Source organism: Lutimaribacter marinistellae, from assembly GCF_042648365.1.
GTDB classification, from domain to species: Bacteria; Pseudomonadota; Alphaproteobacteria; order Rhodobacterales; family Rhodobacteraceae; genus Lutimaribacter_A; species Lutimaribacter_A marinistellae.
The window spans coordinates 238,179-261,343 of the sequence record NZ_JBHRXI010000004.1 but is presented as its reverse complement, the minus strand read 5'-3'; the positions used below and the strand labels follow the sequence as shown (position 1 = coordinate 261,343).

Below are 23,165 nucleotides of genomic sequence, written 5' to 3'. Positions count from 1 at the left end.
TCCTGAAAGGAGAGACCGCCAATGAGATTGCTCCTGCCCGCCATTCTTTTCCTTGCGGCCTGCAGCGGAACGAACGCGCCTGTATCCTCGACCTCGACGGGTACTGGTACGCCGGGAGATCTGGGGAGTTGCAATGCGACAGCCTTGGCCGGTTCGATTGGTCAGCATGTCGACACGATCCGTGACCGCCTTCCGGCGCCGCACCGTGTGTTGGGACCGGGGACGGTCGTCACTCAGGATTTTCGGCCGGATCGTCTGAATGTGTATGTGAATGACGAGGCGGTGATTGAACGTTTGACCTGCGGCTAAGGCGGCCTTCGATAGCTCCGGTGGCAGGCGAGACAGGCCGAAACGGCCTGCGGCAGGCTGCGCCTGAGCGCCGGCAGAGAGCGTGGCTCGATTGCGCGGGCTGCGCGTCTTGCTCGGGCGGCGGCGGCATCAAACCCGGCCTTGTCCTGCCAGATCCGCGGCAAGGCCCTGCTGTGATCATCCATGTGCGGCGCGTCGAAATGCCGAGGGATGCGGCGTAACGTGCTTGATAGCTGCCGTTTGGCCCTCCGCGCGGCTTTCTTGTCGAAGCGCAGGCTATGGCCGCTCATGTTCGACAATAATCCCAACGCAGCCTTCGCCTCCTGCATCAGGCTTTGACGGGCGAGTACGGCGGCATCGCGCACCACAGGTTCTTGCGCGTGGCTTGTCAGGATGCCGAAGCCCAACAGGACACCCAACGCAACGGCAAGGGGCAGCTTCATCTCGACTCCCCCGATGATTCGGGGATAAGAACAAAAAGAGAACAATTTGCTGCCAAACCGATGTCCAAACGACGTATCCTCTCGCTCTGGTTTCCCCGCCTCGGCGCGGAACGGGTCATGCGGGCCGAACGCGGCCTACCACCCGGACCGCTTGCCGTGGTGGCGGAACTATCCAACATGCAGGTTATCACTGCGTTAAACGCCGAAGCCGCTGCCGAAGGGCTGCGTGTGGGCCAGCCGGTGCGTGATGCCCATGCCATGTGTGGCAGCCTGCTCACCCGTCCGCGCAATAGCCCGGCCGAGGCCGCGTTCCTGACTGCGCTACGGCGCTGGGCCGGCAAGTTCAGCCCCTGGGTGGCCGAGGCGCCGCCGGACGGACTGGTGATCGATCTGTCGGGCTGCGCTCATCTTTTCGGCGGCGAGGCAGAGTTGATCGCGGTGATCGAAGCCGATTGCGCCGCGATGGGGTTAAGCGTGCGCGCGGGCCTTGCCGATACGCTGGGCGCAGCATGGGCGCTGGCACGTCATGCGGGGCAGGCGGCCGGGTCAGACCGTAATGGTGACGCGATCAGCCAGGAGGCGCGGGCCACCCGTTCAAAGGCCGGTCGCAGGCACTGGACCAAGGGCGGCGCAGCGCCGCAAGTGTCGAGCCGGAACACCGAATCTTCCATCGCGGCGCCGGGTCAGACCTATGGCGCGCTCAGTCCACTCCCTGTCGCGGCATTGCGGCTTGAGTCGGGCGTGGTCGAGCAGCTCAATCGTCTTGGCCTGCGCCGGATTGGCGACCTGCTGGGCCAGCCACGCGCCAGCCTCGCCCGCCGTTTCGGAACCGGGCTGGTGCACCGTCTGGATCAGGCCATGGGCAGCGCACCGGAACCTGTCTCGCCCGCCAAGGCGCCTGATCATTTCGCGGTGCGGATGACCTTTCCCGACCCGATCGGCCTCAAGGAGGACCTGATGGCCGCTATCGACCGTATCCTGCCCGTGCTTTGCGCGCGACTTGAGGCGAAGGGCCGTGGCCTGCGCAGTCTCCGGCTGGAGGCGCACCGCACCGATCAGGCCGCTGAGGTGGCCGTGGTGGGCCTTGCCCGGCCTGGCCATGACCCGGCACGCATCCGTCCCCTGCTTGAGATGAAAATCGATGCCATCGATGCGGGGTTCGGGATCGACATGCTGCGGCTGCAAGCGATACAGACCGAACCCGTTCATGCCCGCACCGTCACTGGCCATGCCGAAGCAGGGCGGGCTGTACGGGACCGGCTCTCGGGTGCTACTGCGATTGAGGACCTGATCGGCAAGCTGGGCGCACGCGTGGGGCTCGAAACGATCACGCGCTATCACCCGGCCTCATCGCATATCCCGGAAAAAACGGCCCAGGTCATGGCCGCGGCCTGGTCCGAGCCTGCGCAGGACTGGCCACCGGCACCCCGCCCCCGGCCGCTTCTGATGTGGCGGCCAGAACCGGTGATGGCCCCCGATACTCCGGCTTTGCCCGACCGGTTCCGCTGGCGCGGACGCAACTGGACGCGGGCCCACGCAACGGGCCCGGAACGCATCGCACCGGAATGGTGGCTCGACGATCCCGACTGGCGCAGCGGGGTGCGCGACTACTGGGTGATGGTCACCGGCGAAGGCGAGCGGCTGTGGTTGTTCTACGGTCACGGGGGCGCGATGTCGTCGGGTTGGTTCTGCCACGGGCGGTTCGCCTGATCGCGAACGACGCGCGATCACGCTTGATTTGCGCCCAGATTGCGGCATTCTGACAGTCATGAACATGCAGCCCCACAGCCCGTTTACGGCGGGCACGGCTCAGCCGCAGGTCGCGTTCGACCGCCGCGAGCTTTCGGTGATCCTGTCAGTCTATGGCCGAATGGTGGCCGCCGGAGAGTGGCGCGACTATGGCATTTCCGCGTTACGCGAGGTGGCGATTTTCTCGGTCTTTCGCCGGACAGCCGAACACCCGATCTACCGGATCGAGAAACGGCCCAAACTGCGGGGAAAGCAGGGCATGTATTCGGTCGTGGGGATGGATGGCCGCATACTCAAACGCGGCCATGACCTGCGCACGGTGCTGCGTGTGCTCGAACGCAAGCTGATCCGCGCCGTCGAAAACTAAAGGCGCTTATGTGATGTGACGGGCCCGTCGCCTTGGTTCTCGATACGGTCGACAGCGGCCTTCAACGGTTCGTAGGCAGTTGCCATGTGATGCGCATTGGCATGCAGGATCGTCTCGGGATCTGCCACCCAGGCCACGTGCCCCTTCCAGAACAGCAGATCCCCGCGTCTGGGGGCGGTCCCACTTGGCAGGGCCTCTCCCACAGCGCGCACTTGGTCTCCACTGTCGCCGGGGCAAGAATGCCCACACGCCAACATCGCTGCCTGCACCAATCCGGAGCAATCAATGCCACAGCGGCTGTTGCCACCCCATAGATACGGTGTCCCCAGGAACAAGGCCGCCACGGCCACCGGGTCCGTAAATCGTTCACCGGCGGGTTTCAGGTGCTGCCTGGGGATATGGCCCAGGGGCGTTTCAACAAAACGTTCATTCTGCACCAGCGCGGTGACACGGCTGCCAAAGCTCAACGACACGCGGTCGGCGCTCTTGATATCAGGTTCGGCATAGATGTGGGTGGAAGGCGCACAAACCCAATGCGTCGGCGCTTCGGCGAGTTCAAGCGCGGTTGCGGGCAGCCACCCCTCATACGCGTCCTTGTCTGACTTTACTCTCTGCCAGTCGCCCGAGCTTTCGAGGATCTCGACACAATCACCATAGACCAATTGCCTGTCCCGCGGCCCACCCGGCCGCCGCAACAGGTCCACAACCGGGCGTGCTACCTGCATCAGTTGTCCTCCAGAATGCCCGGCAACGCTTCGAGCAAAGCGCGCGGCCCTTGCCCGAAACCGCCCTTGGCGCGGCCGGGCGCCTTTGCCGGGTTCCATGAGAAGATGTCGAAATGCATATACGGCGCGTTAGACACAAAACGACGCAGGAACAACGCCGCGGTGATGGAGCCCGCAAAGCCGCCAGAGGGTGCGTTGTCCAGATCGGCGATGCCCGGCTCGATCATGGTCTCGTATGGTACATGGAACGGCATCCGCCAAACCGGGTCCGCGACTCTCGCGGCAGCTGCACTCAAGAGGTTCGCCGCCCGGTCATCATCCGTATAGAACGGTGCAATGTCCGGTCCCAGCGCTACGCGAGCCGCACCTGTCAGCGTTGCCATCGAGATCACGAGATCGGCGTCATCTTCGTCAGCAAGCGCCAGAGCGTCGGCAAGTACCAGTCGCCCCTCGGCGTCGGTATTGTTGATCTCAACCGTCAGCCCTTTGCGCGATGTCAGGATATCGCCGGGGCGGAACGCGTTGCCCGCAACCGCGTTCTCGACCGCAGGGATCAGAACGCGCAGACGAACTTTCAACCCCGTCGCCATGATCATCCGCGCAAGGCCCAACACATTGGCCGCGCCGCCCATATCCTTTTTCATGAGAGCCATGGCACTTGCCGGTTTCAGGTCCAGCCCGCCGGTATCGAAACACACGCCCTTGCCAACGAGTGTAAGCTTGGGGCCCGCCTCGCCATGCGTGATCTCGATCAGCCGTGGAGCGGATTCGGCGGCACGACCAACCGCGTGGATCATCGGCAGGTTCTGGGTCAACAGATCTTCGCCAATGATCGTCCGGCAGCCGGCGCCGAACTCCTTTGCCAATGCTTCGGCCGCTTCCTGCAACGCGTCGGGTCCCATATCGGCAGCCGGTGTATTGACCAGGTCACGGATCAAGGACTCGGCTTCTGCCAGTGCGGTAACACGCTCCGCGTCGATTCCCTCAGGAGCGACCAGGCGCGCCTTGGCGGGCGACTGGTCCTTGTAACGGCTGAAAGCATATTCGGTCATCAACCAGCCAAGGGCTTCGACAGATTGCGCGTCCTCTGGCAGGCCGGACGCGATGTGATAGGCGCCTTCCGGGAGTTTCTCGGCCGCGGCCGCTAGGCAGAACCGTTTGCGCGCGCGGGTTGCGGCGCTGCCGTAACCGGCAAGCGCCATGTCGGCCGAGCCGCTTTGACCGGGGATCATCAAGACCTGCCCGAGCTTGGCTGCAAAGCCGTTCGCGGCGATCCAGCTTCGGACAAGGTCGGATTGACCAGCCTGCCAGTCCTCCAGCGCGTCCTGTTCGATCACATGGAGCGGCAAGGAAGGTTCTGACGGATCGGCAAAACTGAGGGGCATGGCACGGCCTTTCGGATCGTTGACCGCGACAGGTTACCCACAGCGCATCCGGCTGCAACCCCCTCTCAAATCGAAAGATCCTGCAAATCCCACACGGCGGTCAAAGACCGCTCGCCCACGCGGATCAGCCGATACAGGGTCGCGGCGCTGGCGACGTAATCGGCATTGTCGACGGTATGTGTCACGTCACCCGCCACCCGCGCCAGAGCCACCATGCCGATCTGGTCGGCAATCGCGATCAGGGATCGCGCGCATTTTCGCAGCCCGGCCCAATCTTGCCGTCGCCAATGCCTTTCACATGCCGATAGCCTTACCGCGAGTTCTTCGATCGCGCGGCACACCACGTCTTCGGCCCCCGCATCGCCCAACTGGGAATAAAGCCCTCCCAGCCGATCGGAATCGAGCCGGACAGACTCCGTCTGCACCAGTGCTGTCACTTTCTCCACCACATCACCCCAAACTGTATGTACCCCCACGGCACGTGCTCACCATTGCGACGCAGTCGTTTTCAAAAGGTTTCAATCGTTCGATGAAATCGCTCGAATTTTACCCCAAACCGGACTAAACGGGGCGATGACGAACGAAAAGAACAGGAAATCGCGGATGGATATCGCGCGCCCATTGCCCACTTATCTTGTCCAGCGCTACCACGGTTGGAAGGCCACGACCTATTCCGAAAACCGTACCTGGTACCGCCGGCTTGCCACCGAAGGGCAACGCCCGCGAGCGATGGTGATCTCGTGCTGTGACAGCCGGGTTCATGTCACGTCGATCTTTGGTGCCGACCAGGGCGAATTCTTTATTCACCGCAACATCGCGAACCTTGTCCCTCCGTATGAGCCCGACGGCGACCATCACGGGACGAGCGCCGCGGTCGAATACGCGGTGACCGTGCTCAAGGTCGCGCATCTCATCATTCTGGGTCACTCACAATGCGGCGGTGTCCAGGGGTGTATCGACATGTGCGAAGGTCACGCTCCGCAGTTGGAGGCAAAGGACAGTTTCGTCGGCCGATGGATGGATATCCTCAAGCCGAAATACGAAAACGTTTCGCAAATGTCCGACTCGACCGAGAAGGCCCGCGCATTCGAAAAGCACGCGGTCAGGGCATCATTGGAGAACCTCATGACCTTTCCGTTCATCTCCTCGGCGGTACAAGACGGATCGCTCAGCCTGCATGGCCTGTGGACCGATATCGGAGAGGGCGGGCTGGAGTTTCTCGATCCGGCGACGGACCAGTTCGTCAAGGTCTGACCTCAGGCGGCGATCTGTCCGCAGGTCTTGACCCTTGGGCGCCCCAACCGTTCCGCAAGGCTTTCGAGCGGCGCGCCCAAGTATCGGCCGGTGCAAAGCGACCGGCCAGAGGTGCTTTCGACAATGACGAGTCGGTCGCGCTTGATCACCAGTTTGTATCCCTTGCGATCCAGCCGGGACGTAAGCTCCTGCCAGCTTTCCGCCGAGCGTAAGGTTGGTGTCAGTGCGGCGCGCAGCAAGACTGCTGTTTCGCAATCGACTGCGGTTTCATGTCCCGCCGACAACCAGTCGTTCGGGATGCGGATCGGTCCGTTCTCGGTCATTGTCTCCTTCTTTCGTTGGCTCAGGTTACCAATGGCAACGCACATGCCGGAAATCGGTTCGAAAACTCCCCGCTCTTGCCGTTGCCCCATGCAAAAGGGCGGACCAGACGGACCGCCCCGAGATATTGGCGAGCGCCGGATCAGCCTTTTTTCAGGACCTCACGGCCAAGCAGCTCGGCGATCTGCACGGCGTTCAACGCCGCGCCCTTGCGCAGGTTGTCACTGACGCACCAGATGTTCAGACCATTTTCGATGGTCGAGTCCTGGCGCACGCGGCTGATGAACGTGGCAAAATCGCCAACGCATTCGATCGGGGTGACGTATCCGCCGTCTTCGCGCTTGTCGATCACCATGATGCCCGGCGCCTCGCGCAGGATATCGCGCGCTTCGTCCTCGTCCAAAAACTCCTCGAACTCGATGTTGATTGCTTCGGAGTGGCCGACGAACACCGGCACCCGAACGCAGGTCGCGGTCAGTTTGATTGACGGGTCGACGATTTTCTTGGTTTCGGCGACCATCTTCCATTCTTCCTTGGTCGAACCGTCTTCCATGAAGACGTCGATATGCGGAATAACGTTGAAGGCGATCTGCTTCTGGAACTTCTTCGGCGGTACATCGTCCGTAGGGTTGTAGACCGACTTGGTCTGGTCCCACAGCTCGTCCATGCCGTCCTTGCCAGCGCCCGAAACCGATTGGTATGTTGAAACGACCACGCGCTTGATCTTGGCACGGTCATGCAACGGCTTCAGTGCAACAACCATCTGCGCAGTCGAGCAGTTCGGGTTGGCGATGATGTTCTTCTTGGAGTAGCCGTGCACCGCCTGCGGGTTCACCTCGGGCACGATAAGCGGCACATCCGCGTCGTAGCGGTAGAGTGAACTGTTGTCGATCACGACACATCCGGCCTCGGCGGCGCGCGGCGCGTATTTTTTTGTCGCGTCCGAGCCGATGGCGAACAGCGCCATGTCCCAACCGGTAAAGTCGAAGGTATCCAGGTCCTTGGTCGTGAGGGTCTTGTCGCCAAAGCTGACTTCGGTACCCAGCGACCGGCGGCTTGCAAGCGCTGCAACCTCATCGACCGGGAACTGGCGCTCGGCCAGAATGTTCAGCATTTCGCGGCCCACGTTACCCGTGGCTCCGACGACGACGATTCGATAACCCATATGTCTGTTTCTCCAAGTCTCTTGCCGGCCTCATGACCGGCGGGGGCCTCATACAGGGATTCCAGTCCGTTTGAAAGGGCGGGGCTCAGTCCACGCTGTCGCGGCTGAATGCGTAAAGCGTCAACCCGATGATGAACGCCACCGCGAAGAATCCGAAAATTGCGCCGTAGGCCGCGCTCGGCCCCGACGCGAAAGTTGCATCGTGCAGCCGCCCCGAGGCGAACTGCGCCAATCCAACGCCACCGATACCGAAAAGGTTCATCAGGGTGACGCCACGTCCGACAAGATGCGGCGGGAAAAAGGCCCGCCCATGCGCGATGAGCACGGGAAAGGACCCGCCCATGAAACCCACCAGTGAAACCAGCGCCAGTGACAGCCAGATCGACTGGTCAATCTTCCAGACAAGCGCCAGCAAAGCGATAGCTCCGACGAGATTACCGACAAAGATCACCCATTTCCGTGTACCGAACACACGGTCCAGCGGACCATATGCGAAGGTCCCGAGGATCATCGCGACGCCCATGACCATTGTCGCCTGTCCGATCTGCGCGGTGGTCAGGCCGAACACGTCACCCATGTACGGGCCGACCCACAGCCCCCGGATCGCAGCCGCTGGCGCATAATTCACCAGCATCATCGGCAGGATCAACCAGAGGACCGGCATGCGCAGCAGGTCGAGCAAAGAGCCTTTTGCCTCGCTCGTTACTTTTTCCGGGTCGCGAACCTTGAACCACAATCCCAAGGCGACGCCGGCAGACAGGACGGACAGGCCCGCCAGTGTTCCGCGCCAACCGATCCATTCCGCCGCAAGCGCCGTCGGGTACGACGCCACGAGGTTACCGACCGAGCCCACACCCAGCATTAGCGCGGCCAGCGTTGCAAAGCGCGCCGGCGGGAACTCGCGCGCGAAGATGTAATACGAGGCCATCAAGACCGGCGAACATCCGATGCCGATCAGGACCATGCTGACGCTGATATGTGCCGGCGTTGTCGCCAAGGCGAACAAGGTTGCACCGCCGCCGCCGCCAATCAGCAGCAGGGTCGACGATGTCAGTCGCGGCCCGATGCGGTCCAGCGCCCATCCAACGGGTATCTGCATCAGCGCGAAGGTCAGGAACCACAGGCCTGAGGCAAAGGCGAGCTGTTCGGGTCCAGCCCCGATATCCCGTTCCAGATCGACGGTCAAAACGGCCAGGAAGGCGCGGAAAAACTGGCTCAGCACATAGGCCAGGCACAAAAGGATCAGACCTGCGCGCATCGAGTGCCCTCCCTCATGGTTCCAAGGCCTTTGGGTGGCATGGCGTGCATCCCTGCACAAGTACGTGTTTTTTTGTTGCAGCTTGATGGAATGCACCGACTACGGGATATCTATTCGCCCATGACGAGTGAAAACGACCAGTTTTATCATAACCTGCCGCGAGAAAGAGATTTCTCGGCACTGGCCGACCCGGCCGGCTTTCGGTCGCTGCCCGATGATTGGCTGGTTGGAACGGCAGACATCGTCAATTCGACCGAAGAGGTCGCCCGAGGTCGTTACAAGATCGTGAATACTGTCGGCGCGGCGGTGATCTCTGCCATGGTGAACGCGCTGGGAAAGCGGCCATTTCCCTATGTTTTCGGCGGGGACGGGGCCTGTTTCGCCATCCCGCCCGAGGACGAGGACACGGCGCGGCAGGCTCTGGCAAAACTGCGCCGCTGGGCGGACGAGGAGTTCGGGATCCCGTTACGTGGGGCACTGGTTCCGGTCGCTGAAATCCGCGGGGCGGGGTACGACGTGACCGTGGCGCGATTTGCTGCCTCGCACGGGGTAGACTACGCGATGTTTGCAGGTGGCGGTGTCGCCTGGGCCGAAGAGCGGATGAAGGCCGGCGATCACGAGGTGCCAATTGCTCCGCCCGGGGCGCAGCCCGATCTGACCGGGTTGTCCTGCCGGTGGTCTAACGCGGTTTCGAAAAATGGACAGATCGTTTCGCTCATTGTTCATCCGACAAGCTCGGCCACGCCTCGCGACTTTGCCGATATCGCGAAAGACCTCGTCGAGGCGACAGACCGGCTGGACCGTTCCGGTCACCCGCTGCCTGTCGCCGGACCCGGAATCCGCTGGCCACCGCCGGGACTCGAGATCGAGGCCAAGACCTCGCGCAAGGGCGGAAATGTTTTCAAGCGGCGCATTCAACTTCTGCTGGAAAACCTCTTTGCCTGGACCCTGTTCCGCACGGGTTTCCGGCTGGGCGATTTTGACCCGGTGCAATACGCGCAGTCGGTCAGTGGAAATGCCGATTTCCGCAAGTTTGACGACGGCTTGAAGATGACGATCGACTGCGATGCCGAAACGCTGAACAACCTGCGCCAGATCCTGTCCGAGGCGCGGAGCCGCCGAAAGATCGAATTCGGGATCTTCGTCCAGGAAGAGGCCATGGTCACCTGTTTCGTGCCCTCGGCGCTCAGCGATGATCACGTGCATTTCGTGGATGGCGCGGCGGGGGGGTACGCCCGCGCCGCGGCCGGTCTTCAGGGCTGATTACCTTGCCGTAACCGGCCGACAACGCCGGTCGGAAAGAAATAGACGCTCAGGATGAACAGAACCCCCAGCCAGAGCAGCCAGCGATCCGCACTCAACAGTTCTGGCAGCACCGGCACACCCTCTACAAGGCCGGATGCGGCGCCCATCAGGTTTTGCAGGTAGTTCTGGGCGACGACGAACAGCGTCGCACCAATCACCGCGCCATACATCGTGCCCATGCCGCCGATCACGACCATCAGAAGGATGTCGATCATCAACTCCATGCTCAGCGTGGTATCCGGCCCCACGTATCGCAGCCAGACCGCGTAAAGCGAGCCTGCCAGTGCCGCTGCCGCCGCCGAAAGGCAGGTGGCGGCGACCCGGTAATAGACCACGCGATAGCCGATGGCCTCGGCCCGGAAATCGTTTTCGCGGATGGCCTGCAACACGCGACCAAACGGTGAATTCACGATGCGCAAGAGCAGCAGGAAGATGATAAGCGCGCCGAAGAAAACGAAGTAATAGGCCAGCAACTTGCCGTTCAGCTTCACGCCGAACAGCTCGTCCCCGAACTTGAACGCCGGTCCCAGCGCGCGGGGGATCTGAAAGGTCAGGCCGTCTTCGCCGCCGGTCAGGTTCGACAACTGGCTGACCAGCACGGCGACCGCCGAGGCAACGGCGAGGGTAATCATCGCGAAGAAGATGGCCCGCACGCGCAGGCTGAACAGACCAATCAGCAGCGCCAGCGCCGCCGCAACGCCGGTTCCGGCCAGCGCACCGACGAACACGGCATCGAACCCGCGCCCCATATGGGTCGAGGCCAGCGCTACCCCGTAGGCGCCGATGCCGAAAAACATCGTGTGCGCAAAACTCACGATACCCCCATATCCCAGAAGAAGATCGTAACTGGCCACAAGGACGATGAAGACACAGATGCGCGCCGCCGTGTCCACGGTACGCACGCCCGGGAACAGAAAGGGCGCGAATGCAAGGCAGACGAGGATCACGCCAAGAATGATGGCCAGTACCTTCGACCGAGGCGCATCGCCGGAAAGCAGGGTCTTTATCATTTCGCTTTCACCACAGGGATCATGCCCATCGGGCGCCACATCAGGATCGCCACCATCAGGCCAATATTGGAAATCAACGCCAGCTTTGGCTCAAGAAACGCGACATAGTTCTGCATCAGGCCCACCAGCAGCGCCCCGATGAAACAGCCCTCGACACTCCCCAGTCCGCCGATGATCACGACGATGAAGATCAGGATCATTGCCTGGTTTCCCATATGCGCGGTGATGACCTCTTGGTAGAGGCCCCACATGACACCGCCCAACCCGGCGAGGGCGGAGCCGGCGATGAACACGCCGATGAACACCAGCCGCAACCGATAGCCAAGCGCCTGCACCATCTCGCCATTCTGCACGCCGGCCCGCACGATCAGCCCGATCTTGGTCCGTCGCAGCACAAAGCGCATCGCCGCAAAGACCGCCAGCCCGACCACAACCGCCACCAGGCGATACTTCTCCAGCGCGGCCCCGGCAAAGGTGATCGCGCCCTGCAAGGCTTCGGGACGGGTGATATAGATCTCCTCGGGCCCCCAGAGCACGATGATCAACTGTTCAACGACGATCAGCCCGCCCATCGTCACAAGGATCTGTTTCAGGTGATGACCGTAAACGGGCTTTACGATCACCTTCTCAAAGGCCCAGCCCATGACGCCGGTCGCGGCCATTGCACCGATCACGGCCACCAGAACCGCGGTCAGGTTCAGCACCAGAGAGGGCGCCTCGACCATGTGTCCCATCAGCAGCAGGACCGAGATGCCGACGAATGCGCCCACCGAGACAAAGGCGCCGTGCCCGAAATTGATCACGTCCATCAGGCCGAACACCAGCGTCAGACCCGAGGCCATGATGAAGATCATCATGCCCATCGCCAGCCCGCTGACCGTCAGCGTCAGCCAAGAGGACGTCGAAGGGATCGCGAGAAAGCCGAGCACGACAAGGACAGGCACCAGCAGAAGGGGCATCCATGGTCCCAGCCTGTCGCCAAGCGAGAGTTGCGCCATCCGCGGCGCGTGTTCAGGCGCGGCACTCATGCCCGACCTCCTGTTTTCTTGTTCCTTGGCATACCCATCAATGCGCCTCGAGGCTCAGGCCCATCAGGCGCTCCTGCAGGCCCGCGTCGCCCGCCAGCTCTGCCATCTGCCCCGACCAGGTCATGCGGCCGTCATCCATCACGTTGGCGCTGTCGCCAAGGGCGCGCGCCACCGCGAAATTCTGTTCCACCAGCAACACTGAGGCGCCCTGATCCTTCAGGTCTTTCAGCGCGCGGGCCATTGTCGCAATGATCGCGGGGGCCAGCCCTTTGGTCGGCTCGTCGATCAGGTACAAGCGCCGCTCCTCGACCATCGCACGTGCGATGGACAACATCTGTTTCTGCCCGCCCGACAGGTTGCCGGCCTCGGATTTCCAAAAGGTCTTGAGCGGGGGAAAGGCGGCAAATATCCAGTCGAGCCGCGCCGGGTCGATCGGTCCGGACACGGCGGCCAGCACCATGTTTTCCTCGACGGTAAGATCGGCGAAAATGCCCATGTCCTCGGGGACGAAACCAACACCGGCCCGCGCGATGGCCGGGGTGGGCAACCGGGTGATGTCCTCACCGTCAAAAAGAATGCGGCCCTGATGCGCGCGCCAGTGGCCGATGATCGTGCGCAGGGTCGTGGTTTTACCTACCCCGTTGCGGCCCAGCAGCATGGTGACCGCCCCGCGCGGAACCTCAAGGTCGACGCCCTGCAGAATGTGATACTGCGCGATATTGGTGTAAACGCCTTCGAGCTTCAGGATCGGATCAGGCATTTTCGAGTATCCCTTCCAGCCCGCGGCCCATATAGGCCTCCTGCACCACGTCCGAGGCGATCACCTCGGCGGGCGGACCGTCAGCAGCCAGCGCCCCGTTGTGCAGGACGATGATCCGGTCTGCGAGCCGTGCGATCACGTCCATCTTGTGCTCCACCAGCAGTACGGTGCGATGCGTGTGTTCTTTCAACTCCGCGATCAGGTCCAGAACGACCGGTGCCTCGTCCACGCTCATGCCTGCGGTCGGCTCGTCGAACATGTATACGGCAGGATCGAGCGCAATCAGCAACGCGACCTCCAGCTTGCGCTGGTTTCCGTGGCTCAATTCCGAGACGACCTGGTCGCGCTGTTCAAGCAGGCGCACCCGCATCAGGATCGCTTCGGCGGCTTCGGTCATCTCGACATGACTCGCCGCGGTCGAGAACATGTTGAACCCCTTGCCCGATTGCGCCTGAACGACGAGGCGCACGTTTTCCAGCACCGAGAGGTTCGGGAAGAGGTTGGTCAGCTGAAACGCACGCCCGATCCCGGCGCGTGTCCGCTGTGAAACAGACTGACCCGAGATATCGCGACCTTTAAGGCGCACGGTGCCGGCGCTCGCCGGGATCTGACCTGAAATCAGGTTGAAATAGGTCGTCTTTCCCGCGCCGTTCGGGCCGACGATGGCCGTCAGTTCGCCCGGTTGAAAGGCACATGTTACGGCGTCCACCGCGACATGGCCGCCGAAGCGCACCGTCAGGTCGTGGGTTTCGAGAATTGGAGAAGTCATGACGCCTGTCCGGTCATCGAAATGGCGGCCCGGCATCCTATATGGACAGCCGGGCCTGCACGGTAATTGGGTTACTGGTTACGGATCGGGATCGGCAGATCGTCGATCGTCAGCTCGCGAACCAGTTCGGGGATCGCCCATTCGACGCCATCCTCGACCTTGATCTTGAAGTGATACATCGACTGCATCGCCTGGTGATCCTCGGGGCGGAAGCGCATGGTGCCCTTGGGCGTTTCCCATTCCATGCCTTCCATCGCCTCGATCAGCGCCTCGGTGTCGGTCGAGCCTGCCTTCTTGATCGCTTCGACAACCGCGATGCCCGCGGCCATGCCACCGGCAGTAAAGAAATCGGGTGGCGCGTCAAACCGCTCCTGGTGGGTTTCCACCAGCCAGTCATTCACCGGGTTATTGGGGATCTCGTAGTAGTAGTATGTCGCCCCTTCCATGCCGGGGAATTCCTTGTAGGCGCTCATCGCCGCCAGGATGTTGCCGCCGGTGGCGATCTCGATGCCAAAGCGCGAGGGGTCCATTGCCTGGATCTTGGACATCGGGTTGCCGCCGCCCGCCCAGATGATGAAAAGCTTCTTGTCGCCGTCGAGATCCTTCATCGCGTTGAAGATCCGTTCGGCAGCCGCGGTGAAGTCCGTCGTGTCCGTGGGCACGTATTCTTCATGTGCGATCTCGACGCCTTCGCCTTCCAGCGCTTCCTTGAACGCGGCAATGCCGTCACGTCCAAAGGCGTAGTCCTGTGCCAGCGTCGCGATGTGCACGTTCTCACCTGCCAGCGCGATTGCGTTCGATACGGCATCCTGAGACGAGTTGCGGCCCGTGCGGAAGATGTAGCGGTTCCAGTTCTCGCCGGTGATCGAGTCGGCAACCGCCGGCTCCACGATCAGGATCTTTTCGTACTCCTCGGCAACCGGCAGCATTGCCAGTGCCACGCCCGAGCTGACCGGACCGACAGCCAGATCGACCTCGTCATCGCCATAGGCCTCTTCCAGCAACGCGCGACCGTTTTCCGGCTTCAGCTGCGTGTCCTTCTCGATCACGACGATTTTCTCGCCATCGATCTCCATCGTTCCGCCGGTGGCGTACTCGAGGCCCAGCATCAGCCCGTCATGGGATTGCTTGGCATAGGCCTCGAACGGGCCGGTCTTGCCATAGACATGGGCGATCTTGATATCGGCTGCGGCAGCCGATGCCAGCGCAAGCGCCGACACCATACCCGCAAGAAGGGTGCGTTTCACGTTCTCTCTCCCTGATGCGCGCCACGGTTTCGGCGCTTCTTTTTCGAATGGGATCAGGCTAGCGAAACGGGGTCACACCGGTCAATTATGCGGAAATACGTAGGTTGCTGCGCAAGATTATTTCGCCTTCCACTCTGCCGCGAGCCCGCGCGCGGCACGAGCGAGAAGCAGAACGTCGATGCCCACGGCCAGAAACTGCGCGCCCATGTCGAAATAGCCCTGCGTCGCATCGGGCGTCGTGCCCAGCAGGCCGGGGGCTTTGCCCGCCGCTGCAATGCGCTTCACGGCGTCCGCGATCATCTCCTGGACCTCGGGTGCCGCGCTGTTGCCCTTGAACCCCATGTCGGTCGAAAGGTCCGCGGGGCCGATGAACACGCCATCCACGCCTTCGACCTCCAGGATCTCGTCCAGCGCGGCCATCCCGGCGCGGTTTTCCACCTGCACCAGCAGGCAGGTCTGGTCATCCGCCGTCGCGACATAATCCGCGATCTCGCCGAACCGGGTCGCCCGTGCCGCCGCCGCGCCCACACCGCGGGTGCCAAAGGGCGGGTACTTTATCGCGCGGACCATCTCGCGCGCCTGTTCGGCGCTTTCCACGATCGGCACAAGGATCGTCTGCGCGCCGCAATCAAGCGCCTGCTTGATGATCCACGTTTCGCCGATCGGCACCCGCACCACCGGGTGCGCGTCACTCCCTGCAAGCGCAACCAGCTGGTCGCGGATTGACCTGACGTCGTTTGCGGAATGCTCGCCATCGATGACCAGCCAGTCGAACCCGGCCGTTCCCATCACTTCGGCACAGATCGGTTCGGCGAAGCTCATCCAGCAACCGATCTGCCGATCCCCGCGTGCAAGCGCCTGTTTGAATTCATTGATGGGTGCGGGCATGGGATACCTTTCAGGCAAAGTTGATTTGGACCGACCCGAACGCGCCGAAATCTGCGGCGATCTCCGACCCGGGCGGGCACTCGATGGGCCGGATGAACGACCCCGACAGGACGATATCGCCAGCTTCGATCCGTTGTCCATATTCCGCCATGCGCCGGGCAAGCCAAACCATCGATGTGACGGGATCGTCCAACACGCCGGCGCCCAGGCCCGTCTCTTCGACCACGCCGTCGCGCTTCACGATGGCACCGACCCAACGCAGGTCTCGTGCGTCGACAAGATGACGCGCGGACCCAAGAACGACACCGGCATTGGCCGCGTTGTCGCTGATCGTGTCGGTAATGATCCGCGCCTGACCGCTGTCCGGATCAGTTCGCAGAATGCGGGTGTCGAGGATCTCTAGCGAGGGCGCGGCATACTCGGTCGCGGCGATCACGTCCGCACGGGAGCATTCGGCCCCGGCCAGCGGAGCCTTCATGACAAATGCGATCTCGGCCTCGACACGGGGCTGGATGAACCGGCCCGCCGGCACCGTCGTGCCGCTGTCGAACGCCATGTCGTCCAGTAACACGCCGCTGTCGGGCGTGGTGATGTTCAGCGCCTGCTGCATCGCGCGGCTGGTCAGGCCGATCTTCCACCCGATCTTGCGCCTTCCGCCCGCAAGTTTCCGTTCGATCAGCGCGGCCTGCACCGCGTAGGCGTCGGCCAGCGTCATCTCAGGATAGCGCAGGGACAAAAGCCCGCATTGCTGCCCCGTCCGCTCGGCTTCGAGAAGGGTTTCGGCTGCTTCCAGGTGCTGTTCGGGGGTCATTCGTCTGCCACCGTGTTTGTCAGTGTGCCGATCCCCTCGGCCTCCACCTCGATCACGTCGCCGGGTTGCAGGAATCTCGGTGGGTCGAACCGTGCACCCGCCCCGGTCGGCGTGCCGGTCACGATGATGTCGCCCGGCACCAGCGTCGTGAAGGTCGAGATATAGGCGATCTGCTTCCTGATCGGAAAGATCATCCGGCTGGTCCGATCGTCCTGCCGCAACTCGCCGTTCACCGTGGTCGTCAGGCGCACGTCATCAAGCTGCGCGGCAGAGGTAAAGGGAACCATCCAAGGACCCATTGCTCCCGACAGGTCCCAATTCTTGCCCTGTGTCACGTTGAACTTTGCGTGCCGCACCCAGTCGCGCAGCGTACCTTCGTTGCACAGCGTGATCGCCGCGATGTGGTCATAGGCGCTTTCTTCGGAAATGCGCCGCCCTTCCTTGCCGATCACGATGGCGATCTCGCCCTCGTAATCCAGTTGCGGTGTTTCCGGTGGCCGGATCAATGGCTGCCCCGCACCGGTAAAGCTGCGCGGAAACCGGATGAAGAGTGATGGGTTCGGCGGCGCCTCCTGCCCGTCCTTGTACTCTGCATTCCGGTCGGGAAAATTCACCCCGACACAGATGATCTTTTCCGGGTTCGGCACCGGGATCAGGTATTCGAAGCCACCGGTCGGATGCGTCACCGCTTTGCCCTTCGCCGCCAAGGCAAGGTCGTGCAGCGCCCCGGCCTGAACCACGTCGCGCAGGGTCGGCCATTGGGGGAACTCTGGCGACAGGGCAATCATTCCACCGTCGCCTACAGCCCCGTACAGGGTCTGGTCGCCTGCCCTGAAGGTCGCGATCTTCATATGTCGAGTCCTCTTGCGATTTCGGTGATGACATCGAAGGCCATCATCACGTCTTCTTCGGTCGTGTCGAACTGTCCGGCCTGAAAGCGTATGACCAGATCGCCATCGACACGCGTCTGCGTCAGGTAGGTGCGCCCGTCATCGTTGATGGCGTCGACGAGGCGCTGGTTAAGCTCGTCAGGATTGTACAAAACGGATGTACCCCCCTCGGAACTTGGTACAAAACGGAAGGTCCAGAGGGACCACATGGGTCTGGTGACGATTTCAAAATCCGGTTCCGCCGCCAGCCGGTCATGCAATTGCTCGGACCAGGCAACGTGATTGCGCAACCGCTCGCGCAACCCTTCCAGCCCGTAGGTGCGGATCAGGAACCAGATCTTGAGCGCACGAAACCGCCGTCCCAGCGGTACGGACCATTCCGAATAGTTGATGATCCCGTCTTTTCCGTGTGTTTTCAGGTACTCAGGGCTGATTGCCAGCGTCCGCACGAGGTCATCCGGGTCGCGCAGGAAGTGGGCCGAGCAATCGAACTGCACCCCAAGCCACTTGTGAGGGTTAAAGACGATACTATCCGCGCGGTCGATACCCGGCCAGTAATGGCGGAACTCGGGGCAGATCATAGCCGACCCCGCCCAAGCCGCATCAACATGGCTATAGAGGTTGTATTTCTTTGCAATATCAAGGCATTGATCTACCGGGTCCGTTGCGCCCGTTCCGGTTCCCCCGACGCACAGGATCAGACCCGCAGGCTGTAACCCGGCCTCAAGATCGGCCTTGATCGCCGCCTCCAGCGCATCGGGATCCATGCCCCGCCAGTCGCCCTTGATGGGCACCCTTACTAGGTTCTGCTGTCCGATCCCCGCAACCCAGATTGCCCGGTCGATCGAGGTATGCACCTCGGACGAGCAATAGACCCGCAGCTGTCGCTGTCCGAACAGCCCCTGATCGTTTCCCTGCCAGTTCAACGCCTTCTCGCGCATGGTCAGAACCGCAGCCAAAGTGGCCGAAGACGCGCTGTCCTGAATCACTCCTTGATATTCGTTCGGCAGATCAAGGGCTTGGCGCAACCAATCCATCATCCGCGTTTCCATCTCGGTCGCCGCCGGAGAGGTCTGCCAAAGCATGCATTGCGGCGCGATGGCCGAGACAAGGAATTCGGCCAGTACCGAAGGCGCGGCCGCGTTGGAGGTGAAATAGGCAAAAAAGCGCGGGTGCTGCCAATGGGTTATGCCGGGCATCACGATCTCTTCGAAATCGCGGAAAATGCCCTCCATCGCCTCTCCCTGTTCGGGAGGTGTTGCAGGCAATGCATCGAGTATTTCACCGGGTTCGGTTCTAGCCCGTACAGGGTGCTCGCCCACGGTCTTGCGGTAATCCTGCGCCCAGTCTGCCACTCGGCGGCCCCATTGGCCGAACTCGTCCCACTCCATGTTGCCTCCTCAGGGCGCGATGATCGGTTGCGCCTTGAGAGCGCTTTCCTTGGGTGTGATCCCCTCGAAAAGGGACCCTTCCTCGAACCAGCTGCGCGGGGCAGGGGCGCCCCAAAGCGTTTGGCGCTGCGGATCGGTCAGCGACCAGCGGATCGGTTCCAAGTCGGGATCGACCGTCTGGTAATCCGAACAATAAATCTCGATCCTGTGGCCGTCAGGGTCACGGACATAAAGGAAGAAGGCGTTGGATATCCCGTGCCGCCCCGGTCCGCGTTCAATATTGGCGACGTAGCCAGTGGTCGACATCAGGTCGAGCAGGTCGATGATGTTGAGCGGTGTCGGCACCCAGAACGCCGTGTGATGCAGGCGAGGGCCGGTGCCATTGGTAAAGGCCACGTCATGTACACCACCCTTGCGGTGCATCCACGCTGCCCACAGGCGTTTGCTCTCGTCATCCTCGGTGTATTCGGTCACGCGAAACCCGATCTCGGAATAAAAGGCAACGCTGGCATCCACATCGGATGAGAACATGTTGAAGTGATCGATCCGAAGCGGTTTCACCCCGTTATAGAGCCTGTATTTCTGATGAATGGGCTCCAGGCGATCCATCTTGACGTAGAATTCCAGCGGAATTCCCCACGGGTCGCGGGTGCGCAACGTGCGGCCCATATGCGGACGCTCGACCCATTCGACGGGAAGGTCACGTTGAGCAAAGAAATCGGCCGCCCGGTCAAGGTCGGGCTCGTCATAAAGCTTGAAGCCCAGAACCCCCACCTCGGCAACATCCGCCTGTACCAGGACGATACAATGATGCCCGCGTTCTTCCATCGCGCGCAGGTAGATCCTGTCATTGTCCTCGGTCGTAACCTGAAGGCCAAGCGTGTCGACATAGAACGCCCGCGAAGCCGCAAGATCAGTCACGCGGTATTCGACATGGCTCAGCCGAACGATGTTGAACGGCGGGTAAAGCGTTGGAGCGGGAACGGGCATGGTCTTCCCCTTTCGTGATGGCGACCCGGCGAAATTGATCAAGGTCGTGTCAGGATAGTCTCTAGTTCGGCTGCAACTCGGCCGAGCCTACGGCGGTACGGATCTGTGCGTATTTCTTTTCGAGGTTTCGGCGCGTCTCGGGATCGAGAACCGACATTCGCGACGGGTGGTCGTTATCCGCAACATCTGCGCGCTTTACGGCCAAGGCCAGAGGGTTCGAGACGACACGTTCGAGATACTCCGCCTCGCTCTCCTCGCGTCGCCGCGAGATCGCATCGACCGCATCGGCGATTGTCGTGCCGAAGCTGTCCTGAATGCGCGAGAGAGGCGTCTGCGTATCCTCGACAACGTCGTGCAACAGGGCAACGACGATCTCGTCTTCGGTTTCGACACCCTCGGCGACCCGCGCCACATGGCCGATATAGGCAAGGCCCGCGCGATCTGTCTGGCCGCAATGGGCACGAAACGCAAATTCAAAGGCCTCTCCGATCCGTGACATCAGCCGGCTCCCAATCGCGGAATACCGTGCTGCCCGGTTGCAAAGCCGATATGCTTTTGTTCCATGTAGAACTCAAAGGACCAGTCGCCGCCGTCTCTACCAATGCCGCTGGCCTTGACCCCGCCGAAGGGCGTCGGCAGGTGGCGCACGTTCTCGCTGTTGACCCAGATCATGCCCGCCTCCAACCGGTCGGTGAAGCGCATCGCTCGGGTCAGGTCATTGGTCCACACATACGCTGTCAGTCCGTATTCAACACCGTTGGCGATCTGCAGTGCTTCCTCTTCGGTCGAAAAGCGGATGGATGTCAGAACCGGGCCGAAAATCTCCTCCTGCGCAATGCGCATGTCGTTCTTGGCATTGGTGAAGAGCGTTGGCCGCACGAACCAGCCCGTGTCACCAACGCGTGTACCACCTGCGGCGACATTCGCCCCGTCCTGATGCGCAATGTCGAAATAGGATGTGACCTTGTCGAAATGCACCTTGTGGATCAGGGGGCCCACCTCTGTCGACGGGTCGAGCGGATGGCCGACTTTGATCTTGTTGACGCGCTCGACAAGCTTGGCCTCGAACTGCTCTGCGATGCTTTCCTGCACAAGCAGACGCGAGGACGACGTGCAGCGTTCGCCGTTCAGCGAGTAGATCATGAAGATCGCGGCATCCAGCGCCCGGTCAAGGTCGGCGTCCTCGAAGACCACCACAGGATTCTTGCCGCCCAACTCGAAATGCACGCGTTTGAGCGTTGGGGCACCCTGCGCCATGATCATGCTGCCGGTTTTCGATTCACCGACGAATGCGATCGCCTTGATGGCGGGATGTTCGGTCAGCGCCTTGCCGGCGTCCTCTCCCATGCCGTTCACCAGATTCCAGACCCCTGGCGGCAAACCGGCCTCGTGCGCGATTTCGGCAAGGATGCGCGCGGTAAGCGGGCTGAACTCGGCCGGTTTGTGAACGACCGTGCAGCCTGCGGCAAGCGCGGGGGCGATTTTCCACGTGGACAGCATGAAGGGCGTGTTCCAGGGCGTAATGACCCCGACGGGACCAATGGGAACGCGGGTGGTCACGTTCAGCAGGGTGGCGGATGGAAGGGTCTGTCCGTCCCGTGCGGCGGGCGCGCGATCGGCGAAGAACCTGAAATTCTCGGCTCCTCGCAGGGCGGCCTTGGACATGAAACGCAGCGCTTGCCCGGTATCCCAGCACTCGCACAAAGCGATTTCCTCGGCACGTTCGACGATCAGGTCGGCGATGCGATTCAGTATCTTCTTCCGTTCCGTCCCGCCGATGTCTCGCCAGGCGGGAAACGCGGCCTTGGCCGCTTGCGCGGCGGCGTCGATGTCGTCGGCCCCGCCTTTCGCCACGGTGCAGATGAGGCTGTCATCGACAGGGGAACGCGTTTCGAACGTGTCAGCTGATATTGCGGGACGTGTCTCACCTCCGATCAGGTTCAGCACGCCGCTTGTCTTGAAGCGGTCCAGATGCCGCGCGAGCGTTTCAAGGTTTCGGTCAAGATCAGTCATGTGCTTTCGCCTGTGCCATGTGGTCGCGAATGGTTCCGGTCTTGGGGGACAGGTCCGGGTCGATGTCACGCATTTCCATCGACAAGGCGATCGAGTGCCGTTCCATCGCGGGCTCGAGAAATGAGCGCGCAGTTTCGAACAGGGCATCTACTGCCGCCTTGCGGGTATCAAGGTCACGTCCTGCACGCAGACGCACCGAAACATCCACGTAGCCATGTTTCGTGTCGCCATCGGCCATGGCTACGTGGTCGGCACGCATGGCGCGGACGCGGATACCTGCGAGAGGAAATACTCCGGTCTCCGAGGCGGTGCGGCGCAACGCTTCGCACAGGCCGGCGAGGTCGGTCCGGTCTTCCATGTTCGCCGAGTAATCCAGCGTGATATGCGGCATTGTCGCCCTCCCATTGCTTAACAAGTGAAGCAAAATCGCAGCTGTTTGTCAACCCCAGGCAATCCAATCGCTCGTTGCGCTTGCCCCGGATATGCGCAAGACTCTGCTATGGTTAAGGATTTACCGCGCACCTCCAGATCTCTGCCCATTGCTTTGCTCCGCGCCCGCGAACGCGTCATGGGACCGATACGCACCATGTTGGCCGATGCCGGCATCACCGAGCAACAATGGCGTGTCTTGCGGGTTCTGGATGAAGAAGGGCCGCAAGACCCGACACGCATTTCCGAACAGGCCTGTCTGCTACTGCCGAGCCTGACGCGAATTCTGCAAAAGCTAGAAGAGAAAGCGCTGATTACCCGGCGGAGGGATCCGGACGATCGGCGCAAGCAGATCGTCGAGATTGCGGCGTCCGGGCGCGAGGTGATTGCGCAGAACCTCGATACGAGCATTGTCGCTGCGGAACGGATCCGCGCGCATCTGGGCCATGACGAATATGAGCGGTTGCTGGATCTGCTCAATGCATTGGATACGATAGACGAAAACTGAGGTTTCCCACCGGAGAGGAGGGGGATCTCTCCGGTGGGAAGGCAGGCCAGGTCAAAACGGTAGCTGCCTACCTGGCCCTGTTCGGTCCGTTCAAGCGGGGTTCTGAGCCGCCGCTCGGACCGATACCCCGGTAACCGCGAGATGTCGAAA

The 23,165-nt window shown here is 61.8% G+C and carries 26 protein-coding genes; 6 read left to right on the top strand and 20 right to left on the bottom strand.

The window, feature by feature from the left end; genetic code table 11:
• The first annotated feature begins 21 nt into the window (after positions 1-21).
• Positions 22-309: an I78 family peptidase inhibitor gene (locus ACFORG_RS05820; protein ID WP_386734443.1), complete on the top strand. Its 288-nt coding sequence runs from the start codon at positions 22-24 to the stop codon at positions 307-309.
• Here ACFORG_RS05820 and ACFORG_RS05815 read toward each other — a convergent pair.
• The gene (locus tag ACFORG_RS05815; protein ID WP_386734442.1) at positions 306-752 is read right to left on the bottom strand and encodes a c-type cytochrome; all 447 of its coding nucleotides are present in this window, start codon (positions 750-752) and stop codon (positions 306-308) included. The two genes, ACFORG_RS05820 and ACFORG_RS05815, sit on opposite strands and share 4 nt — an antisense overlap.
• A 60-nt stretch (positions 753-812) precedes the next feature.
• Here ACFORG_RS05815 and ACFORG_RS05810 point away from each other — a divergent pair, with 60 nt between their 5' ends.
• Both ACFORG_RS05810 and ACFORG_RS05805 read left to right on the top strand, forming a co-directional pair.
• Positions 813-2,462, top strand: coding sequence for a Y-family DNA polymerase (locus ACFORG_RS05810; protein ID WP_386734441.1), 1,650 nt, complete (start codon positions 813-815; stop codon positions 2,460-2,462).
• Between the two features lie 58 nt (positions 2,463-2,520).
• Positions 2,521-2,868: a DUF2794 domain-containing protein gene (locus ACFORG_RS05805; RefSeq protein WP_386734440.1), complete on the top strand. Its 348-nt coding sequence runs from the start codon at positions 2,521-2,523 to the stop codon at positions 2,866-2,868.
• Here ACFORG_RS05805 and ACFORG_RS05800 read toward each other — a convergent pair.
• The 3 genes from ACFORG_RS05800 to ACFORG_RS05790 all read right to left on the bottom strand — a co-directional run bounded on the left by ACFORG_RS05800 (position 2,865) and on the right by ACFORG_RS05790 (position 5,427).
• Complete coding sequence (locus ACFORG_RS05800) at positions 2,865-3,593, bottom strand: C40 family peptidase (RefSeq protein ID WP_386734439.1); 729 nt, start codon at positions 3,591-3,593, stop codon at positions 2,865-2,867. The two genes, ACFORG_RS05805 and ACFORG_RS05800, sit on opposite strands and share 4 nt — an antisense overlap.
• Entirely contained in the window at positions 3,593-4,978 is a 1,386-nt protein-coding gene (locus ACFORG_RS05795; RefSeq protein ID WP_386734438.1) for a leucyl aminopeptidase family protein, read from the bottom strand. Before ACFORG_RS05795 ends, ACFORG_RS05800 begins: the two co-directional genes overlap by 1 nt.
• Before the next feature lie 65 nt (positions 4,979-5,043).
• Positions 5,044-5,427 carry a hypothetical protein gene (locus ACFORG_RS05790; RefSeq protein ID WP_386734728.1) on the bottom strand — a complete coding sequence of 128 codons (384 nt, stop codon included), beginning with the start codon at positions 5,425-5,427 and terminating at the stop codon, positions 5,044-5,046.
• Between the two features lie 154 nt (positions 5,428-5,581).
• Between ACFORG_RS05790 and ACFORG_RS05785 the strand changes: the two genes are divergently transcribed.
• The gene (locus tag ACFORG_RS05785) at positions 5,582-6,232 is read left to right on the top strand and encodes a carbonic anhydrase (protein WP_386734437.1); all 651 of its coding nucleotides are present in this window, start codon (positions 5,582-5,584) and stop codon (positions 6,230-6,232) included.
• A 2-nt stretch (positions 6,233-6,234) separates the two neighbouring features.
• On the opposite strand, the gene ACFORG_RS05780 is transcribed toward ACFORG_RS05785, so the two are convergent.
• From ACFORG_RS05780 to ACFORG_RS05770, 3 genes are all read right to left on the bottom strand, one after another.
• Entirely contained in the window at positions 6,235-6,555 is a 321-nt protein-coding gene (locus tag ACFORG_RS05780) for a hypothetical protein (RefSeq protein WP_386734436.1), read from the bottom strand.
• A gap of 140 nt (positions 6,556-6,695) precedes the next feature.
• Positions 6,696-7,718, bottom strand: a complete 1,023-nt coding sequence (locus ACFORG_RS05775; protein ID WP_386734435.1) for an aspartate-semialdehyde dehydrogenase — start codon at positions 7,716-7,718, stop codon at positions 6,696-6,698.
• Positions 7,719-7,803: 85 nt separating this feature from the next.
• On the bottom strand, positions 7,804-8,976 hold the full coding sequence (locus tag ACFORG_RS05770; RefSeq protein WP_386734434.1) for an MFS transporter: 1,173 nt from the start codon (positions 8,974-8,976) through the stop codon (positions 7,804-7,806).
• Between the two features lie 120 nt (positions 8,977-9,096).
• Here ACFORG_RS05770 and ACFORG_RS05765 point away from each other — a divergent pair, with 120 nt between their 5' ends.
• Positions 9,097-10,239: a DUF3095 domain-containing protein gene (locus ACFORG_RS05765; RefSeq protein ID WP_386734433.1), complete on the top strand. Its 1,143-nt coding sequence runs from the start codon at positions 9,097-9,099 to the stop codon at positions 10,237-10,239.
• Here ACFORG_RS05765 and ACFORG_RS05760 read toward each other — a convergent pair.
• The 13 genes from ACFORG_RS05760 to ACFORG_RS05700 all read right to left on the bottom strand — a co-directional run bounded on the left by ACFORG_RS05760 (position 10,230) and on the right by ACFORG_RS05700 (position 22,469).
• Entirely contained in the window at positions 10,230-11,291 is a 1,062-nt protein-coding gene (locus ACFORG_RS05760) for a branched-chain amino acid ABC transporter permease (protein WP_386734432.1), read from the bottom strand. The two genes, ACFORG_RS05765 and ACFORG_RS05760, sit on opposite strands and share 10 nt — an antisense overlap.
• The gene (locus ACFORG_RS05755; protein WP_386734431.1) at positions 11,288-12,319 is read right to left on the bottom strand and encodes a branched-chain amino acid ABC transporter permease; all 1,032 of its coding nucleotides are present in this window, start codon (positions 12,317-12,319) and stop codon (positions 11,288-11,290) included. The genes ACFORG_RS05760 and ACFORG_RS05755 overlap by 4 nt, the downstream gene beginning before the upstream one ends.
• 37 nt (positions 12,320-12,356) lie before the next feature.
• A complete protein-coding gene (locus tag ACFORG_RS05750) occupies positions 12,357-13,079 on the bottom strand; it encodes an ABC transporter ATP-binding protein (protein WP_386734430.1) in 723 nt (240 codons plus the stop codon).
• Complete coding sequence (locus ACFORG_RS05745; protein ID WP_386734429.1) at positions 13,072-13,848, bottom strand: ABC transporter ATP-binding protein; 777 nt, start codon at positions 13,846-13,848, stop codon at positions 13,072-13,074. Before ACFORG_RS05745 ends, ACFORG_RS05750 begins: the two co-directional genes overlap by 8 nt.
• Before the next feature lie 71 nt (positions 13,849-13,919).
• Entirely contained in the window at positions 13,920-15,095 is a 1,176-nt protein-coding gene (locus ACFORG_RS05740; protein WP_386734428.1) for a substrate-binding domain-containing protein, read from the bottom strand.
• Positions 15,096-15,212: 117 nt separating this feature from the next.
• The gene (locus ACFORG_RS05735) at positions 15,213-15,983 is read right to left on the bottom strand and encodes an HpcH/HpaI aldolase family protein (RefSeq protein WP_386734427.1); all 771 of its coding nucleotides are present in this window, start codon (positions 15,981-15,983) and stop codon (positions 15,213-15,215) included.
• Between the two features lie 10 nt (positions 15,984-15,993).
• Positions 15,994-16,794 carry a 2-oxo-hept-4-ene-1,7-dioate hydratase gene (hpaH, locus tag ACFORG_RS05730; protein WP_386734426.1) on the bottom strand — a complete coding sequence of 267 codons (801 nt, stop codon included), beginning with the start codon at positions 16,792-16,794 and terminating at the stop codon, positions 15,994-15,996.
• On the bottom strand, positions 16,791-17,645 hold the full coding sequence (locus tag ACFORG_RS05725) for a fumarylacetoacetate hydrolase family protein (RefSeq protein ID WP_386734425.1): 855 nt from the start codon (positions 17,643-17,645) through the stop codon (positions 16,791-16,793). Before ACFORG_RS05725 ends, hpaH begins: the two co-directional genes overlap by 4 nt.
• Positions 17,642-19,075: a pyridoxal phosphate-dependent decarboxylase family protein gene (locus ACFORG_RS05720; protein WP_386734424.1), complete on the bottom strand. Its 1,434-nt coding sequence runs from the start codon at positions 19,073-19,075 to the stop codon at positions 17,642-17,644. Before ACFORG_RS05720 ends, ACFORG_RS05725 begins: the two co-directional genes overlap by 4 nt.
• Positions 19,076-19,084: 9 nt before the next feature.
• Entirely contained in the window at positions 19,085-20,065 is a 981-nt protein-coding gene (hpaD, locus tag ACFORG_RS05715) for a 3,4-dihydroxyphenylacetate 2,3-dioxygenase (RefSeq protein WP_386734423.1), read from the bottom strand.
• 61 nt (positions 20,066-20,126) lie between these two features.
• Positions 20,127-20,564 carry an HD domain-containing protein gene (locus tag ACFORG_RS05710; RefSeq protein WP_386734422.1) on the bottom strand — a complete coding sequence of 146 codons (438 nt, stop codon included), beginning with the start codon at positions 20,562-20,564 and terminating at the stop codon, positions 20,127-20,129.
• Positions 20,564-22,078, bottom strand: coding sequence for a 5-carboxymethyl-2-hydroxymuconate semialdehyde dehydrogenase (gene hpaE, locus ACFORG_RS05705; RefSeq protein ID WP_386734421.1), 1,515 nt, complete (start codon positions 22,076-22,078; stop codon positions 20,564-20,566). Before hpaE ends, ACFORG_RS05710 begins: the two co-directional genes overlap by 1 nt.
• Complete coding sequence (locus ACFORG_RS05700; RefSeq protein ID WP_386734420.1) at positions 22,071-22,469, bottom strand: 5-carboxymethyl-2-hydroxymuconate isomerase; 399 nt, start codon at positions 22,467-22,469, stop codon at positions 22,071-22,073. Before ACFORG_RS05700 ends, hpaE begins: the two co-directional genes overlap by 8 nt.
• Before the next feature lie 108 nt (positions 22,470-22,577).
• Here ACFORG_RS05700 and hpaR point away from each other — a divergent pair, with 108 nt between their 5' ends.
• A complete protein-coding gene (gene hpaR, locus ACFORG_RS05695) occupies positions 22,578-23,015 on the top strand; it encodes a homoprotocatechuate degradation operon regulator HpaR (protein WP_386734419.1) in 438 nt (145 codons plus the stop codon).
• Positions 23,016-23,165: the final 150 nt, after the last annotated feature.

Bases quoted from the DNA above. Each gene is read 5' to 3' on its own strand.
- ACFORG_RS05820 (WP_386734443.1), top strand. From the start codon at position 22: ATGAGATTGCTCCTGCCCGCCATTCTTTTCCTTGCGGCCTGCAGCGGA.
- ACFORG_RS05815 (WP_386734442.1), bottom strand. From the start codon at position 752: ATGAAGCTGCCCCTTGCCGTTGCGTTGGGTGTCCTGTTGGGCTTCGGC.
- ACFORG_RS05810 (WP_386734441.1), top strand. From the start codon at position 813: ATGTCCAAACGACGTATCCTCTCGCTCTGGTTTCCCCGCCTCGGCGCG.
- ACFORG_RS05805 (WP_386734440.1), top strand. From the start codon at position 2,521: ATGAACATGCAGCCCCACAGCCCGTTTACGGCGGGCACGGCTCAGCCG.
- ACFORG_RS05800 (WP_386734439.1), bottom strand. From the start codon at position 3,593: ATGCAGGTAGCACGCCCGGTTGTGGACCTGTTGCGGCGGCCGGGTGGG.
- ACFORG_RS05795 (WP_386734438.1), bottom strand. From the start codon at position 4,978: ATGCCCCTCAGTTTTGCCGATCCGTCAGAACCTTCCTTGCCGCTCCAT.
- ACFORG_RS05785 (WP_386734437.1), top strand. From the start codon at position 5,582: ATGGATATCGCGCGCCCATTGCCCACTTATCTTGTCCAGCGCTACCAC.
- ACFORG_RS05780 (WP_386734436.1), bottom strand. From the start codon at position 6,555: ATGACCGAGAACGGACCGATCCGCATCCCGAACGACTGGTTGTCGGCG.
- ACFORG_RS05775 (WP_386734435.1), bottom strand. From the start codon at position 7,718: ATGGGTTATCGAATCGTCGTCGTCGGAGCCACGGGTAACGTGGGCCGC.
- ACFORG_RS05770 (WP_386734434.1), bottom strand. From the start codon at position 8,976: ATGCGCGCAGGTCTGATCCTTTTGTGCCTGGCCTATGTGCTGAGCCAG.
- ACFORG_RS05765 (WP_386734433.1), top strand. From the start codon at position 9,097: ATGACGAGTGAAAACGACCAGTTTTATCATAACCTGCCGCGAGAAAGA.
- ACFORG_RS05760 (WP_386734432.1), bottom strand. From the start codon at position 11,291: ATGATAAAGACCCTGCTTTCCGGCGATGCGCCTCGGTCGAAGGTACTG.
- ACFORG_RS05755 (WP_386734431.1), bottom strand. From the start codon at position 12,319: ATGAGTGCCGCGCCTGAACACGCGCCGCGGATGGCGCAACTCTCGCTT.
- ACFORG_RS05750 (WP_386734430.1), bottom strand. From the start codon at position 13,079: ATGCCTGATCCGATCCTGAAGCTCGAAGGCGTTTACACCAATATCGCG.
- ACFORG_RS05745 (WP_386734429.1), bottom strand. From the start codon at position 13,848: ATGACTTCTCCAATTCTCGAAACCCACGACCTGACGGTGCGCTTCGGC.
- ACFORG_RS05735 (WP_386734427.1), bottom strand. From the start codon at position 15,983: ATGCCCGCACCCATCAATGAATTCAAACAGGCGCTTGCACGCGGGGAT.
- hpaH (WP_386734426.1), bottom strand. From the start codon at position 16,794: ATGACCCCCGAACAGCACCTGGAAGCAGCCGAAACCCTTCTCGAAGCC.
- ACFORG_RS05725 (WP_386734425.1), bottom strand. From the start codon at position 17,645: ATGAAGATCGCGACCTTCAGGGCAGGCGACCAGACCCTGTACGGGGCT.
- ACFORG_RS05720 (WP_386734424.1), bottom strand. From the start codon at position 19,075: ATGGAGTGGGACGAGTTCGGCCAATGGGGCCGCCGAGTGGCAGACTGG.
- hpaD (WP_386734423.1), bottom strand. From the start codon at position 20,065: ATGCCCGTTCCCGCTCCAACGCTTTACCCGCCGTTCAACATCGTTCGG.
- ACFORG_RS05710 (WP_386734422.1), bottom strand. From the start codon at position 20,564: ATGTCACGGATCGGAGAGGCCTTTGAATTTGCGTTTCGTGCCCATTGC.
- hpaE (WP_386734421.1), bottom strand. From the start codon at position 22,078: ATGACTGATCTTGACCGAAACCTTGAAACGCTCGCGCGGCATCTGGAC.
- ACFORG_RS05700 (WP_386734420.1), bottom strand. From the start codon at position 22,469: ATGCCGCATATCACGCTGGATTACTCGGCGAACATGGAAGACCGGACC.
- hpaR (WP_386734419.1), top strand. From the start codon at position 22,578: ATGGTTAAGGATTTACCGCGCACCTCCAGATCTCTGCCCATTGCTTTG.